Below are 15,621 nucleotides of genomic sequence, written 5' to 3'. Positions count from 1 at the left end.
GCCGGCAGGGCGGAAGGGGCGGCCCCGCAGGGGAGGGACCTCACCGCCGCCTACATCACCACGCAGTCGCGTTCGGTCGCCCGGTCTGATCGCGTGCTCCGGGCTGTGCCAGCACGGACCCGGGATCCGCCCCGCCGACCTGGTGCCCGCCGTGGAGCCTCGTGGAGCCCCGTACCCTAGCGTCGCCTGCCGCGCCCGCTCCCGGTGGTCCAGCCTACACCGGACCTGCCACAGGTCCAGCATCGTCGAAATTTATCAGGTCACACGCAGGGCACACGCAAAAAAAAAGACACGGCTCTCGCCGTGTCTTCTGAGTGGAGGCGCCGGGAATCGAACCCGGGTCCGCAAGGCATCCAGTCTACCTTCGTTCACGTGCGTAGTCGCCATGCGCCGGCGACGGCGTTCGCGGATTCGGCCGCGACCTATCCCTCACTGAATCTCGGCCACGCTATCGAGGGCACCCTCGCGCGGCCCAGCCCTGTGGTTGACACCCTTAGAGTACCAGGACGATCTCCTCCTCGGATGGCTTAGCGGTTATTAGGCCGCGACAGCGTATGCGTTGTCGTTCGCACTTGTAACGTCCCGCTTGATAGGCGGAGCAGGAGCCGCCAGCACGCAGACAGACCTTCAGTCCCCACGTCGAAGCCGATCGCCCCCTCGTGGTTCCCTCAAGCGGACTGAATATTGCTAGCAACCGCGCTGCCGTCAACCCTCCGCACCGCGATTGTTTCGCTGTTGTTCGGTTCCCCCGTCTCCGCGGCGTCGCTCCGCGCCTCCGCATCCGCGCCTCCTCCCGCCGCGCCGCGTCCGCCGCCGCCGCCTCCCGCCCCGGAGCAGCGCCCCGCTTCTCCCTCGGGGGGCATCTCGCGCCTCGCGCCCGCTCTGTTCTCGCGATCGTCCGCTCCATCTCGCGCCCCGTCACAGGCCGGTCCCCTCCGGAGCCTCCTCCGGAGCCTGGCGCCGTGCCGCTCCCCCGTCGCGACCTGCCGCTTCCGCAGCCCCCGTCGTTCCCGCGCGCTCGCCCGGCTTCTCCCGCCCCGCCGCGCCCGCACCCGCCGTGCGGCGCTACACCCGCGTTTCCCGTGCCTCACCCGCAGCGCCACGCCGTGCCCACGTTTCCCGCGCCCGCGCCCGCGCCCTCGCGCTCGCCGGCGCCCCCCGCGCCGCGCCCCCCTTCGCCTCCGCCGTTTCCCTCTCCTCCGTCCTGCTGGCCTCGTCGGCCTGCTGCTGCCCTCGACGGCTCCTCCTGGCTCGGCTAAGAACCCCGCGAAAGAGAAAAGGAGACCGGCAAGTTATGGCGAGGATGGTCCAGTGCGTGAAGCTCGGCCGCGAGGCGGAGGGCCTGGAGAAGCCGCCGCTCAAGGGCGAGGTGGGCAAGAAGATCTTCGATAACGTCTCGAAGGAGGCGTGGCGGATGTGGCTCGAGCACTCGAAGATGCTCATCAACGAGTACCGCCTCGACCTCATCTCCGAGTCCGGCCAGCGGATCTGGATGACCGAGCTCGACAAGTACTTCTTCAGCGGCGGCAACGAGGCCGCGCAGCTCCCGCCCGACTACGTGGCGCCCAAGGACAAGCAGGAGTAACCGCCGACCATCGTCGGACCTCCTGCCCATTCCCTCCGGCTGCGCTCCCGAACCCTCTCCAGCGGCGGCAGCGCAGCCTCGTCCTCGCCGCGGTCTTACTCCCTCCCCAGCTCAGCCCGTCCCCCCGGCAGCCACCCCCCGGCAGCCGCCCCCTCTGCAGCTCCCCCCGGCCCCCCGACCCCCCAGCAGCCAGCCCCCCGACCCCCCGGCAGCCAGCCCCCCGGTCCCCCAGCCCTCCGATCCCCCCCATCCCCCCTCACGGCAGCGGCCCCGGCGCCGGCAGCGCCCCTCCGCCGCGCACGTACTCGATCAGCGCCGCGCCCATCTGCTTGTCGACCTTCTCGCACTTCGCGCTGACCGCCCCCATGGTCGCGCCCTTGCACTCCTTCCGCCGCTCGGCGACGAGCTTGCCGACCTTCTCGTCGGCCTGGAACGCCTCGCGCGTCTTCTGGTCCAGGCTCTTCCACGGGATCGGCGCGAACTTCGGCTTGGGCGGCACGTGCAGCCGGACCTCTTCCGTCATCAGCGAGGAGCACGTCCCGTCCCATCGCAGCACGTCGTAGCCGCCGCCGGCGCCGCTCACGACCATGCCGCCCGTGTCCGCCACCCGGCGATAGAGGATCAGCACCTCCTCGTCGAACAGCAGCTTGTCGTTCGAGGACGAACCGCCAGAGGCGTTCCACGCCTCGGTGTCCCGCGTGAGGTACCCGCGCGTGAACGGCGTCCCCTTGGCGAACAGGCTGAGCGCCACGTCCGGATGAAACCCGCTGCAGAGCCGCTTCACGAACGCCGGCGGCGGCAGACACATGCCGTCGCGCTCCTCGCACGTCGTCGGGACCTGCCGCGACGCGTCCGACGCCGCGTCCTCCTCCTTCTTCTCGCCCCCTCCCTCCGGCTTCTCGCCGCCCGCCTCCGCCGGCGGCGCCGCAGCAGCGGCCTCCGACACCTCGGGATCCGGCTCCGCCGGAGGCGACGACGCGCCGCCGCAAGCGACCAGGGACACCATCACAACAAGTGCAAAAGAGCTCTGGACAGATCGCATGGCCCACGACCGTACCGGAGCCAGCTCGCCGCTCCGCATGGAAAACACCACGACCGCCGCGACGCACCGCGCTAAGTTGGCTCGCTGGTGGAACTTTCTGACAGCGCTTGACATCAGACATCCCTCGGCGGAACCTGCGCTGATTCCGGCAGGAGGTGGGTCGTGCTGGACCTTGCTTCGTCATCGTCCTCCTCATCGTCATCGCGCATCGGCGGTTCACGTGGGAGCACGTCGCACAGCGACGCTCCTGCGGCAGATCCCGTGTCCCGGGTGTCAGTAAACAGCGCAGGTGGTGTGATGGCCGCCTGCGCGCTGCTCGCCGCCGCCGCGCTGCTCTCCGGCTGTGGCGCCGCGGAGGAGCAGCTCGATCCGTGGGGCACGGGCGATGTGATCACGGGCGCCGGCGGCAGCTCCGCCTCGGGCGCGTGGACGGGCTCGCCGGATTCGTCCGATGCCTCGGGCAGCGGCGGCGGCTGGCCTTCCTCCGGGAAGCTCGGGCCGCCGTATCCCATCGTGCTCGCTCACGGCTTCTTCGGCTTCGAGGACTTCGCGGGCGCGGAGTACAACTCCTATTTCTACAACGTCAAGCACACCCTCGCCGAGGGCGGGGAGGTGGTCTACACACCCGCCGTCGACCCGTTCAACAGCTCCACGTACCGCGGCGCCCAGCTGCTCGCGCGGATCGAGGAGATCCTCGCGGTGACGGGGCACGAGAAAGTGAACATCATCGCCCACTCGCAGGGGGGGCTCGACGCGCGCGTGGTCGCGCACGAGCGGCCCGACCTCGTCGCCTCCGTCGTGACCATCGCGACGCCCCACCAGGGATCGATGGTCGCCGACATCGCGCTTCAGCTCGTCGCGTACGAGCGCCTGCAGGACGTGCTCGACGACCTGCTCAACGCCATCGGGGCGCCGCTCTACGATCAGATCGGCAACGAGACGAGCGTGTTCGCGTCGCTCGAGCAGTTCTCGTCGCCGGGCATCGCGGAGTTCAACGCGCGGTACACCGACGCGCCCGGGGTGTTCTATGCCTCCTTCGGCGGCCGCACCGACCGCGCCGCCGGAGGCAGCGACTGCAAGACGATCGACACGGTGCCCTTCGTCGCGCAGTTCGACGAGGGCTTCGACCCCGTGCACCCGCTGCTGTCGCTCACCGAGACCATCCTCGACGGCGGCTTCGGCGAGTCGATCCCGAACGACGGGATGGTGCGCGCGCGGGACACGCGCTGGGGGCGCTTCTGGGGCTGCCTGCCGGCCGACCACTTCGACGAGATCGGCCAGCTCTTCGGCCAGAGCCCGGGCGAGGGGAACACCTGGCTCTATATCGACTTCTACCGCTCCGTGATCGAGCGGCTCCGGCAAGAAGGGCTCTGACGCGCCCCCGGTCTCCGGCGCGCGCTCGACGCGCTGACGCGCCCCCGGTCTCCGGCGCGCGCTCGACGTGCTGACGCGCCCCCGGTCTCCGGCGCGCGCTCGACGCGCTGACGCGCCCCCCCCCGGGCCTCCGGCGCGCGCTCGACGCGCTGACGCGCCCCGGGCCACCGGCTCCTCCCGCCGCAGAAATCCGCCCCGGGGCGGCATCCCGTCCAGTACCATGCCCCGCCGATGCTCAAGGCGCCGCTCACCCGCGCGCTCCCGCTGTTCCCGCTGCTCGCCCTGCTCGGCGCGGCCTGCAGCGACGGCGTGCGCCGGTTCCCCCTCCGCGACCCCATCTGGCGCGACGCCGATCTCACCCCCGTCTCCGTGCCCTGCAAGCCCGACCCCGAGGCGCCGAAAGACGACCCGCAGCACCGCCTCTGCACGCCCGAGCCGTACGTGTCCTCGTTCGCGTGGGACGCCGCCAACAACACCATGTTCCGGCCGGTGTCGCAGTTCTTCGCCGTGAATCCAGGAGGGGAGTCGGTCAACGTCAACAGCCTCGACGAGGTGCCGGACTCGAGCTGGTTCACGAACCGGATCGGGAAGCAGCCGATGTCCGCAGAGGAGCTCGTCCGCGGGCCGTGCGGCGACAAGACGCTGGACCCCGAGGCGCCGGACGGGTCGTGGGTCATCGACATGGGCAAGCCGAACGGCGCGAACCCCGGCTTCCGGGTCAACGTCGAGGGCGTCGGCAAGTTCATGCTCAAGACCGACCCCGCGGAGCAGCCCGAGCGGGCGACCGGGGCGACGTCGATCGCGGCGCGCCTCTACCACGCCGCCGGCTTCTGGGCGCCGTGCGACTCCGTGATCTACGTCAGGCCGTCGGTGCTCAAGCTCTCGCCGGGGCTCAAGGTGACCGACAACAGCGGCGTCCCCCGGCCCTTCGACCAGGCGGCGCTCGACGCGCTGCTCGCCAAGGCCTCGCGGCGCGGCGACCGCGTCCGCATGGTCGCCTCGCGCTGGCTCCCGGGCCGCGCCATCGGCCCCTTCCAGTACGAGGGCACCCGCGACGACGACCCGAACGACGTCATCCCGCACCAGGACCGGCGCGACCTGCGCGGCGGGCGCCTGCTCGCCGCGTGGCTCAACCACTTCGACTCGCGCGAGCAGAACTCGATGGACGTCTGGCTCGCCGAGGACAAGGACGACAAGGACTCGTCGCCCGGCCACGTGCGCCACTACTACATCGATCTCGGCGACTGCTTCGGCAGCGAGTGGGAGTGGGAGGAGATCTCGAAGCGCCTCGGGCACGCCTACTACTTCGACGCCGAGTACGCGCTCCTCGACTTCGTGACCTTCGGCGTCGTCGAGCGGCCGTGGGACCGCGCGGCGCGCGACCCGCAGGGCGACATCTTCGGCTTCTTCAGCGACCGCGACTTCCGGCCGGACCTCTGGCGCGGCGGCTACCCCAACCCGGCGTTCATGCGGATGACCGAGCTCGACGGCGCCTGGGCCGCCCGGACCCTCGCACGGTTCACGCCGGAGCTCGTCGAGGCCGCGGTGCGGTCCGGCGACTTCACCGCGCCGCGGCACACCACCTTCCTCGTCGACAAGCTCCTCCAGCGGCACCGCGCGATCCTGGCGCGGTACCTCACCCGCCTGTCCCCGATCGCCGACGTCGCCGTCGCCGCGCCCGCGGAGCTGTGCGGCGTCGACCTCGCGCGGCGCACCGGCGTGGCGCGCATGCAGGACCTCCGCTACGCCGCCGTGCTCTACGCCGGCGAGGCGCTCTCCCCGCGCCCCGGACCCGCCGTGCGGCCGTCGCCGGACGGCCGCGTGTGCGTCACGCTCCCACATGTCGCGCCCGACGGCGGCGCGCCCGACGACGCGCCCTCGCGTTACGTCATCGTCGACCTCCTGAACGGCCACGCGCCCGGCCCCCTGCGCGCCCACCTCTACGACCTCGGCCCGCGCCGCGGCTACAAGCTCGTCGGCATCGAGCGCCCCGACGACCCGTCCCCGCCAAACTGAGCCCCGCCCGGCGAGGCCCGCCCAGCGAGCCCACCCCGATCCGCGCCGCTCGCTTAGAAGCCACGGGAGGCGCCGATCATGAGGCGCAACTCCTCAAAACCGGCGCCCTGCTCGAAGGTCTCCGTCGCGGAGCCGACCAGGAGGTCGAAGGAGTGGTCGCGCGAGCTGCTCGCGCGGAAACCCAGCACGAACGAGAGGCGCATCAGGTCGAGCTCGACGTCGCGGAGGTGCTCGCCGAACACGTTGCCGACGGCGACCTGCGTCGTGCCGTCGAGGAACGCCCAGATCGGCCAGCGGTACGCCAGCGTCGCCGCCGCGGCGCTCCGCCCGTGCAGGCGCCCCTCGCGGAAGCCGCGCATCGGCGCGTCGCCGCCGAGCACGGCGAGCTCGGTGAACGGGACCTCCGCGGCGCCGAGCGGATCGGCGAACGCCGCCGTGAGGGTCAGGCTCACGATCCGGTCGTGCCCGGTGACGTCGACGAACCCGCCCAGCGAGCCGCCGTAACGGGCCCACCGGCTCTCCAGCGGGCGCCTGAGATCGGCGGCGTGCTCCCCGAACACCTCCAGCCGGACGCCGTGCCCCGGCGCGGGGCGGGGCCGCCGCGAGTCGAGCGCGACCCGGGTCCCGAACCGGTAGGCCGTGTACCCCGTGTCGAACGAGGGCGGCAGCGGATAATGGCCGTTCGCGACCCGCCATGAGACCGTCGGCTCACGGCAGACGTCGTCGAACGCGACGTCCTTCACGCCGGTATACGTCTCGACGAAGCTGAACGTGCCGAAATCCGCGTGGAACGTCGCCCCCGCTTCGAAGTTGAGAGCCCTGTAGCGGGCCGAGTCGCCCTCCAGCGATCTCGGTCCGATCCCGGCGAACAGCCAGTCGGGCCGCGTCCCGGCCTCCGCGCGGAGCTTCACGTGCGCGCGCTCGTCCACGGGGATGCGATCGGCGACCGTGAGCCTCAGCCAGTCGACGCCGCCCGTGGCGCCGTGCGCGCGGAGCTCGTTCCCGCGGAAGAGGAAATCATCATAGAAGAAGTAAATACCGACGCTCGCGCGGAAGCCGAAGTCGAAGAGCGCCGTCGGGATGAGGCCAATCCCGTTGTTCTCGCCGAAGGTGAAGATGTCCTTCAGATCCTGGATCCACTCGCCCCGCTCCGCCTTGATCGTGAGGTAACCGAGCGGCCGCCGGAGCACGTACTCGTGGACGACGTAGGCCGGGAAGAACACGACGCGCGGCACCCAGAGCAGCGCGTCGCCGGCGGTCTTCGGCGCCTCCGCGCGACCGTCGTAATCCGGTAAAGGGCGCTTGGGGCTCGGCGGCTGGTCCCGAGGCGCCGCAGCAGGAGGGCGCGCGGGCGCAGGCGCCGCGGCGGGAGGAGCGGCCGCCCGCGCAGCTGCCGCCGGTTGCGAAGGAGCGGCCGCCTGCGCGGGGGGCGCGGGCGAAGGGACGGCTGGCTGCGTCGGTGTCGCGGGCGAAGGGACGGCCGCCTGCGAAGGCGCCGCTGCGGGTTGCGAAGGAACGGCCGCCTGCGCAGGCGCCGCTGCGGGTTGCGAAGGCGCTTGGGCCTGCGCAGGCGCCGCTGCGGGTTGCGAAGGCGCCGCCGCCTGCGCAGGCGCCGCGGGCCGCGGCGCCCCTGCAGCCGGCGCGCCGGACGGCGCCGCGGCCGGCGCAGGCGCGTCTGCCACAGGCGGGCGCGGCGGTCGGGGCGCGGCGCCCGGAGCGCCGGCCGCCGGCTGCGGCGCGGCCAGCGCGTCGGCGGACAGCAGCAGGGCGCAGCCCGCGAGCCCGGCCGCGCGCCGCCGGAAGAACGTGTCCAGCGCGCGCCTCGATCCCTTCTCGTTCGTGCCCAATCCGCCTCGTCTCCCGCACGCCGCCGCGTGGCGGCGCGCGAGCATAGCGGAGTTCCAGACCCAGGCGGCTTTTGTCTGCGCGGCGCGGGCGGCGCGCGCGATCACGCCGACCAGCGCGAACCCGTGTGCGCGGCTTCACACGAGGACGCGCGGCGAGGGAGGTTGCCGGACGCGAGCAGGCCCGATAGCCTCCCGCGCTCGGGCATCGGTCCTGATCCGGTGCCGCCAGATCGGCGGTCTTCCCGGGATGGAGCGGCGCGTGGCGAGCACTGGCGAGAACGAGACCGCGGCGCGAGGGCCGCTCCACTGGCTGCTGTCGATCTTCGCCGAGGTGAGGCCGCGCGAGGTCTTCAGCGTCCTCGTCCTCACGCTGAACGTCTTCCTGCTGCTCACCGGGTATTACCTCCTCAAGGTCGTGCGCGAGCCGCTGATCCTGGCCGGAGGTGGGCTCGAGATCGGCGGCCAGCGGCTCGACCTCGACGGCCCCGAGGTGAAGGCCTACGCGTCGGCGGGCCAGGCGCTGCTGCTCGTCGGCGTGGTCCGCGCCTACGGGGCGATGGCCCGGCGCTTCGGGCGCATGCAGCTCACCACCGCGCTGACCCTCTTCTTCGCGGGGAACCTGGTCCTCTTCTTCTTCCTCGCGCGCCTCGGCGTCCCCCTCGGGGTGCCGTTCTACCTCTGGGTGGGCTGCTTCAACCTCACGGTGATCGCCCAGTTCTGGTCGTTCGCCAACGACGTTTACACGCCGGAGCAGGGCAAGCGCCTCTTCGCGATCGTCGGTATCGGCAGCTCGCTCGGCGCCATGTTCGGCGCGCAGATCGCGAAGCGCGTCTACGTGCCTATCGGGCCCTACAACATGATGCTGCTCGCGGCGGGCGTGCTGCTCGTCTGCCTCTGGCTCACCCGCCTCGTCCACCGCCACGAGCTCGCCGGCGCGGGCTCGGGCGCGGGCGCCGCCGCGGCCGAGGCCGACGCGCCGCCCGGCGGCGCCGCCGGGGGCTTCGGCCTGATCGCCCGCGACCGGTACCTCCTGCTCATCGCCTGCCTCACGCTCGTCCTCAACTGGGTCAACTCGACCGGCGAGTACATCCTCGATCGCACCTTGATCGAGTCCGCCACCAGCGCGCTCACCCCGAACGGCGGCGGCCCGCGCGAGCCGGCGCCCCCCGGCAAAGCGGCGCCGACGCCCCCCGGCGAGGCGGCGCCGACGCCCCCCGGCGAGCCGGCGCCGCCGCCGGCCGACCCCGCCGCGGAGCCGACCGCGCCGCTCGCGGCGGGCGCGCCGGTCTACCTCGTCGATCCCGGGGCGTCGCGCCTGCTCGAGGGGAAGATCGCCGCCGTCAAGGGCGGCGCGTTCGACGTCGAGGCAGGCGGTAAACTCGTCGAGAACGCGGAGAAGGGGCTCGTCCACCCGCACACCGAGAAGGGGAAGAAGGCCGCCCTCGGCGCCGTCATCGGCACGTTCAAGGGAGACTTCTTCTACTGGGTGAACACCTTCGGCGTCCTCCTCCAGCTCTTCCTCGTCTCCCGCATCTTCAAGTACCTCGGCGTCCGGTTCGCCCTGTTCATCCTCCCGAGCATCGCCCTGCTCGGGTACACGTCCCTCGCCGTCCTGCCGGCGCTCGCCGTCGTGCGCGTCGCGAAGATCGCCGAGAACAGCACCGACTACTCCGTCCAGAACACGGCCCGCCAGGCGCTCTTCCTGCCGGTCGGCCGCGACGCCAAGTACAGCGCCAAGGCGGCCATCGACACCTTCGTCGTCCGCGCGGGCGACGTGCTCGCCGCCGCCGTCGTGATCGCCGGCAACCTGCTCGCGCTCTCCACCCGCCACTTCGCGATCATCAACCTCGCGCTCGCGGTCGTGTGGATCGGCGTCGTCGCCGGCATCGCCCGCGAGCACCGGCGCCGGACGAAGGACGAGCCGGAGGCCGACGCGCTGAAGGCCGCGTGACGTCAGGGCCGGGCCGGGTCCGCCTTCCAGGCCTCGTAGGCCTCCATGAGCGCGAGGTAGAGCCACCGGCCGATGACCTCGGCCCCGGCGCCCGACGGATGCGCCAGATCGGCGCCGCCGAGCCCCCGCTGCACCCAGACGCCCATCGAGCCCGGGCCGCCCATCGCGCCGAACGTGTCGAAATAGCCGCAGCCGACCTGACCGGCCACCCGGCGCTGGATCGCCGACAGCTTCGGGATCACCGGGCGGCTCCGGTAACCCTCGCCCTTCTTGTCCGCGCGGTCCATCGGGCCGACGAGCAGGCACGACGACGCCGGCAGCGCCGACTTCACTTGGTCGAGCACCGCCTTCATCGTCGACTCGACTTGATCGAGCGGGAACAGCTCGCCGTCCTCGCTCTCGTTCATGCCGTACTGGAACACGGTGAGCGCCGGGCTCCGGGCGCGCAGCTGCTCGGCGAAGTGCGCGTCGTCGCTCTTGTCCAGGAAGCGGATGCGGCAGCCCTGGATGCCGATCGCGTCGAGCACCACCCCCGGCGTGTCCCGCTCCATCCAGACGCCGAACGCGCGCACCCCCGGGCCCTGCGCGCGCACCTCGAGCTCGTGCGGCCCGTCGGGGATCTCGTACGTCGTGATCGCCGAGGCGGCCTCCGCCGCCTGCGTGTCGATCGTCTCGCGGACCTCGCCGTCGATCCTGATCTCCATCCGGCCGCCTTCGGGGTGCCGCAGGTAGTCGACGGCGTAGCGCGAGACGGCGCGGCCGAAGCTCCCGGTCTTCGCCGTCGCGAAGCGCGAGAACACCCCCGCGCCCTGCGCCCGGAACGAGACGCCGCCGAGCCCGTAGAGCCCGTCCTTCGCGAAGGGCCCCACCACGCGGCTCACCTGCCAGCCGGGGCCGGCGAGGCGCACGACATCGTTGTGGAAATAGCCCGGCCAGGCGTTGGCCATCAGCATGAACCCGTGGCCCGCGTCACCGAACCGCTTCTGCAGCCGGCGCCGCAGCGTCGAGGTCACCCAGTCGCCCGCGACGATCGAGTCGCCGAAGTAGGAGATGCGCGCGATCGACCGCGGCTCCTTTCGCTCCACCGCCGCGAGCGCCCGGAAGAACGGCGCCATCGCGCGGCCGCTCGGGTCCTCGATCGAGCGCGGCGGCTTGCCCTCCGACGCGACCGCGGCCGGCGCGAGCTCCGCGGCCGCGGGCGGCAGCGCGACCTCCTCCGGCTGGCGCAGCTCCGCCTGCTCGGTGGTCTCCACCACGAGCGCCGTCTCCCCGACCGACGCCGCCGGCGCCGGCGGCGCGACCACGACGAGCCCCTCGCCCTCGGGCAGCGGCGTGAGCAGCTGCAGCCGCCGCAGGCTCGGGTGCACGTAGGGCACCACCACGAGCAGGGCGAGCGCCGCCATCGCCCGCGCGGCGGACGAGGTGAGCCCGTTTCGCGGCCGCGCGTCGGCGGGCCTCTCGCGCCCCTCGCCGGCGCCCGCCGCGGCAGGGACGTCGCGCCTGTGCTGCGAGGCGGGCGGATCGTGGCCGTCGTGGGGGCTGCTCGTGGAGGTCATCGTCGCGCGCGGCTCAGATAGCGCCGCGAGAGGCGCCACGCCCGCTCAGGGCTGGCGCTTCTCCAGCTTGTCGAGCGCCGCGCTCGCCCGGTCGCGGCAGCTCGCGTCGCCCTGGTGGATGCAGATCGCGCGCAGCAGCTTGATCTCGCTCGCCGTCGCCTTCCCGCCCCAGACCTTCGGCTCGAGCTGCTTCCGCTGCGCCGGGTACGAGCTCGCGTCCAGCGGAGAGGGCGCTGAGCTCGACGGCGCCGCGCCCGTCTCCGTGGGCTTCGGCGGCGGGGGCGGCGGGGCCGGCGTCGGGGGCGAGAAGAACACGGACGTGTTGTCCGGCGCAGGCGGCGGCTCCGGCGCATCGGGGTCGATCTGCCGACGCATCTCGGCCACCTTCACGCGGAGCGCCGTCGGCACGCTCGTCGTCTTGGCGATCTCGTTGAGCAGCGCGAGCTTCTCGACGTCGGTCCCGGCCCGCTCGACCTGCTGGAACATCCCTTCGGCCCAGCGCTCCTCGATCTGCTTCTCGACGTCCTTGAACTGCTGCGTCTCCCGCAGCGCCGACGCCTCGGGGATCTCCTGGAGGCGCTTGTGCGCCGCGTCGACGTCGCCGGCCTGGAAGCGCTCCTGCGCCGCCGCGAGCACGTCCGCGTCGCGGCGCGCCGACTCCGGGGTGACCGGCAGCGCCTCCGGCGCGGCCGCCGGCGCGCTCGAGCGGACGCGGGTGACCACGACCACCGCGATGGCGACGATCACGCCGATTGCGAGGAGGATCCCCATCGCCTTGCTCGCGCCGCCGAGCGACCCGGACGAAGGCCGCACGGCGGGAGCCACGCTCCCGTACGAGCCCGGCGCCCCGGAGAGGCTCGGCATGCCGTCCGGCCCCGCGCGGAAGATCTTGCCCGCGGCCACGAAGCGGAGCCGCACGTCGCCGAGCTCCAGCGCGTCGCCCGCCTCGAGCAGGCCTCGCTTGAGCTCGACGCCGTTGATGCGCACGCCGTTCGCGCTCTGCTTGTCGACGACCTCGTAGCGGCCGTTGCCCAGGCTGATGAGCTCCGCGTGCAGCCGGCTCACGGAGCTGTGGTTGATGGAGATCGTCGCGTCCTCGGAGCGCCCGATCGTGAAGCGCTCGCCCTCGAGCGCGAACTCCGCCCCGGGGGTCGGGCCGACCACCATCACGAGCCGGTTCGGGCGGGTGTGGAGCGGCAGGTGCGACGTGCCGCGGGAGCCGGGCGGCGGCGTCGGGCTCGTGACGGCCGACGAGAGCGCCTCGTCGACGAGCTCGATGCGGTAGTCGCCGAGCTGCACGAGATCGCCGTGGCGCAGGTGCTGCTCGCCGCTGACGCGCGCGCCGTTGACGTACGTGCCGTTGTAGCTGTCGAGATCCCGGATGACCCAGCCCTGGCCGTTCTTGACCAGCGTCGCGTGACGGCGGGAGACGTTGCGATCGGTCAGCCGGATCGAGTTCGATTCACCGCGCCCGAGCGCGTACTCTTCATGGGCGAGGGGGAGCCCCGTCTGTTTCCCCTCGTCGTCCTCGATCGTCAGCTTCCACATAGCGGGTTCGGGGCGTTCAGGCAGAGCCGGGCTCGCCCCGCGAGCCCCGATGTGGACTCCGAGGCGGTCCACTGCTCGCCGTACGAGCCTCCTCTTAACGAGGCCGGACTACTTTAGCGAGTCCGCGTCCGGGAAGGCAACGACGGCGCGCCGGGACACCGAGCAAGCACCGGGCGGGCCAACCCTCCAGCCTGCCAGCCCGACAACCTCGGCGCACGCGCGCTGGACGCCTCCTGTGGAAGCGCCTGCCGGCCTCGGGGCCTCGGCGCGCCGGCCGCGCCCGCTCGGGCAGCCCAGCCGGCAGCCGGGCCGGCGTTGCGCCGCGGTCGCCCGGCGCCGCGCGACCGCGGCGACTTGCCGCGCCTTGCCGCGCCTTGCCGCCACGACGCGGCAAGCCGTCCCGGCCGGGCCTCGCCGCCGGAGGGTCTCGCCGCGGCCTGCGCGCCTCGCCGTCGCCTCCTCGCCGCCGCCAGCGCGTCTCGCCGCCGCGCCTAATGGCCCCCCACGGGCCGGAACGGGTGGAGGAACGCCGAGAGCGCGCCCGGGTTCCTGGTCTGCAGCCACAGCCGCCCGTGCCCCTGGAACTCGCAGACGAGCCCCTCGCCGGACAGGAACAGCCCCTTCAGCCCGGACAGCTTGCGCACCTGGTACCGCAGCCCTTCGGTGAACGCGAGCAGGTGCGTGTTGTCGCAGAGGTAGCCCGGGTGCTCGCGGCCGACGTCGACCGCGTGGATGCCGCCGTAGCTCGAGAACCAGACGAGGCCGTCGCCGTAGGCCCGGAGCAGGGACAGGCCGCCGGCGAAGAAGCCCTTGGCGCCCTGCCACTTGGCGTCGAGCCCGATGCCGGGGGTCGAGGCGAGGTAGGCGCCCGACTGGAGGAAGACCTCCATCCCGGCGCGCAGGGTGAGGCGCTCGATCGCCCCCTCGGCGGCCGGGGCGAGCTGAATCGACTGCATGGGCGCCGTGGCGGTGAACGTGTTCTGAAAGAGGCTCTCTCCCGCCGTCAACCTGCGTTTGACCGCGCTGGCGAGCCCGCCCTGCAGACTCGTCTTCATGTCGATCGCCGCGTCGCGCGCGACCAGGGCGCCGCTCTCCGCGATGATCTGCTCTCCGGCGCGCTCGAAGGTCACGTGGAGGACGCCGAACTCGGGGTTGTGTCGGATCTCGTCGCGCACGTCGTCCCTGGATCTCCTAAGGTTGCCGCGGGGCGAGCCGCGCGCCGACCGTCGCGCCGTACCGCGAGGCGTTGCGCGACTGGACCCACAGGCTGCCGCGCCCCTCCACATGGCAGACGAGGCCCTCGCCCGAGAGCCACGAGCCGAGCCACGTCGAGGTGTTCTTGCCGATCCGGCACGAGAGCGTCGACTCCCACGCTGCGATGTGGCCCGTGTCGACGACCACGTGGCCGTCCACCGGGATCTCCTCGAGCGCGCCGAAGGCGCCGAGGATCATCTGGCCCTGCCCCGCCGTCTCCAGGGCGAAGAGCCCCGCCCCCGAGAAGAAGCCGCGCAGCCCGCCCGAGCGGGTCTTCACCTCGACCTCGGGGCTCGAGGCGACATAGGCGCTGCTCTGCGCGCACCATTGTCTGTCGCCCACCTCGATCACGACCATGTCCCCGGGGAGCGGCGGCGCGAACAGCACCTCTCCGGGACCCCCCTCCGCGGTGAACGTGTTTCGGAAGAACGACTCCCCCGCGATCATCCGCTTGAGGCCCGACATCAGGCCGCCCGACTGCGTCTCCACGCGCACGTTGGTCGACATGCCCACGAGCGCGCCGCTCTCGGCGATCACCCGCTCGCCCGGATCGAGCCGGCACTGCGCGAGGGCGTGGGAGGGTCGGTGGAGGAGGTTCACGTGCATCGGGCGCGTCTCGTCGCTGGTCCTGGGCGCTCGTTCACGGCGGGAGCAGCGGCGCGAGCCAGCCCACGAGCGAGCCCGCGCTGCGCGACTGGATCAGCACCCGGCCGCGGCCGGTGAACTCGCACACGACGCCTTCGCCGGAGACCATGAGCCCCATCAGCCCGCCGCCGGGGCTCCGGATCGCGAGCGAGAGCGACGCGTCGAACCCGACGAGGTGCCCGCTGTCGACGACGAGCGACCCGTCGCAGGAGAGCTCGTCGATCGCTCCGTAGCTAGAGAGCCAGAGGTCCCCGGCGCCGGAGGCCTCGATGAAGAAGGTGCCCTCCCGCGCGAGGACGGCGCGCAGCCCACCCCAGCGCACCTTGACGTCGATGTCGCCCGCGCTCGCGAGGTACGAGCCCGTGCTGAAGAGCATGCTCTCCCCCCGGAGGGCGATGTGCTTGACGCGGCCGCTGAGCGGCGGGGCGAGCCACACCCACCCACCCTCGGGCGCGGAGATGTGGTTCACGAAGAACGTCTCGCCGCCCGCGAGCTTCCGGAGCAGCGCGACGAACAGCGCCTTGAGCCGGCCGAAGAACCCGGCCCCGCGGCCCGCATTGAGCCGGACCTCCGTCCGCAGGCGCGGCGACCGCGCGACCATCGCGCCCGCCTCGGCGACCAGCACCTCGCCCGGATCGAGCGTCACCTCCAGCAGAGAGGACGATGGCTCGTGCTTGGTGCGATGCTGCATTCGTCTACCTGCGAGGCGCGTACATATAACGGACCGACGGCGGGAGCGGAAGCAGGAATAAGGTATGTCGAGGTGCGTGGGCTGAAGTCGATCTCGCGTTTTCTGTCCCGGC

At 72.5% G+C, this 15,621-nt stretch carries 11 protein-coding genes and 1 other RNA gene; 4 read left to right on the top strand and 8 right to left on the bottom strand.

Annotated elements, in window-relative coordinates:
- Nucleotides 1-312: 312 nt before the first annotated feature.
- Nucleotides 313-657: a transfer-messenger RNA gene (ssrA, locus tag WMF43_RS35265) on the bottom strand.
- Nucleotides 658-1,294: 637 nt separating this feature from the next.
- On the opposite strand from ssrA, the gene WMF43_RS35260 reads away from it, so the two are divergent.
- A complete protein-coding gene (locus WMF43_RS35260; protein ID WP_437671456.1) occupies nucleotides 1,295-1,585 on the top strand; it encodes an oxidative damage protection protein in 291 nt (96 codons plus the stop codon).
- Nucleotides 1,586-1,841: 256 nt separating this feature from the next.
- Here the strand turns inward: WMF43_RS35260 and WMF43_RS35255 are convergent, their stop codons facing one another.
- Nucleotides 1,842-2,627, bottom strand: coding sequence for a hypothetical protein (locus tag WMF43_RS35255; protein WP_437671454.1), 786 nt, complete (start codon nucleotides 2,625-2,627; stop codon nucleotides 1,842-1,844).
- A 297-nt stretch (nucleotides 2,628-2,924) separates the two neighbouring features.
- Between WMF43_RS35255 and WMF43_RS35250 the strand changes: the two genes are divergently transcribed.
- Both WMF43_RS35250 and WMF43_RS35245 read left to right on the top strand, forming a co-directional pair.
- Nucleotides 2,925-4,001, top strand: a complete 1,077-nt coding sequence (locus WMF43_RS35250; RefSeq protein WP_437671453.1) for an esterase/lipase family protein — start codon at nucleotides 2,925-2,927, stop codon at nucleotides 3,999-4,001.
- Nucleotides 4,002-4,232: 231 nt separating this feature from the next.
- A complete protein-coding gene (locus WMF43_RS35245; protein ID WP_437671451.1) occupies nucleotides 4,233-6,017 on the top strand; it encodes a hypothetical protein in 1,785 nt (594 codons plus the stop codon).
- Between the two features lie 53 nt (nucleotides 6,018-6,070).
- Here the strand turns inward: WMF43_RS35245 and WMF43_RS35240 are convergent, their stop codons facing one another.
- The gene (locus WMF43_RS35240) at nucleotides 6,071-7,252 is read right to left on the bottom strand and encodes a BamA/TamA family outer membrane protein (RefSeq protein WP_437671449.1); all 1,182 of its coding nucleotides are present in this window, start codon (nucleotides 7,250-7,252) and stop codon (nucleotides 6,071-6,073) included.
- Nucleotides 7,253-8,123: 871 nt separating this feature from the next.
- On the opposite strand from WMF43_RS35240, the gene WMF43_RS35235 reads away from it, so the two are divergent.
- Entirely contained in the window at nucleotides 8,124-9,815 is a 1,692-nt protein-coding gene (locus WMF43_RS35235; protein ID WP_437671447.1) for an NTP/NDP exchange transporter, read from the top strand.
- Between the two features lie 2 nt (nucleotides 9,816-9,817).
- Here the strand turns inward: WMF43_RS35235 and WMF43_RS35230 are convergent, their stop codons facing one another.
- The 5 genes from WMF43_RS35230 to WMF43_RS35210 form a co-directional block, all read right to left on the bottom strand.
- Nucleotides 9,818-11,371 carry a GDSL-type esterase/lipase family protein gene (locus WMF43_RS35230; protein WP_437671445.1) on the bottom strand — a complete coding sequence of 518 codons (1,554 nt, stop codon included), beginning with the start codon at nucleotides 11,369-11,371 and terminating at the stop codon, nucleotides 9,818-9,820.
- 45 nt (nucleotides 11,372-11,416) lie between these two features.
- Nucleotides 11,417-12,919, bottom strand: a complete 1,503-nt coding sequence (locus tag WMF43_RS35225; protein ID WP_437671443.1) for an FHA domain-containing protein — start codon at nucleotides 12,917-12,919, stop codon at nucleotides 11,417-11,419.
- Nucleotides 12,920-13,410: 491 nt separating this feature from the next.
- Entirely contained in the window at nucleotides 13,411-14,094 is a 684-nt protein-coding gene (locus tag WMF43_RS35220; RefSeq protein ID WP_437671441.1) for a TIGR00266 family protein, read from the bottom strand.
- 16 nt (nucleotides 14,095-14,110) lie between these two features.
- Nucleotides 14,111-14,779, bottom strand: coding sequence for a TIGR00266 family protein (locus WMF43_RS35215; RefSeq protein WP_437671439.1), 669 nt, complete (start codon nucleotides 14,777-14,779; stop codon nucleotides 14,111-14,113).
- Between the two features lie 34 nt (nucleotides 14,780-14,813).
- The gene (locus tag WMF43_RS35210) at nucleotides 14,814-15,509 is read right to left on the bottom strand and encodes a TIGR00266 family protein (RefSeq protein WP_437671437.1); all 696 of its coding nucleotides are present in this window, start codon (nucleotides 15,507-15,509) and stop codon (nucleotides 14,814-14,816) included.
- Nucleotides 15,510-15,621: the final 112 nt, after the last annotated feature.

Origin of the sequence: Sorangium sp. So ce131, assembly GCF_051519095.1 — a bacterium.
Taxonomy (GTDB): domain Bacteria; phylum Myxococcota_A; class Polyangia; order Polyangiales; family Polyangiaceae; genus Sorangium.
The sequence above is the reverse complement of the archived record's forward strand: the minus strand, read 5'-3'. Positions and strand labels throughout refer to the sequence as shown.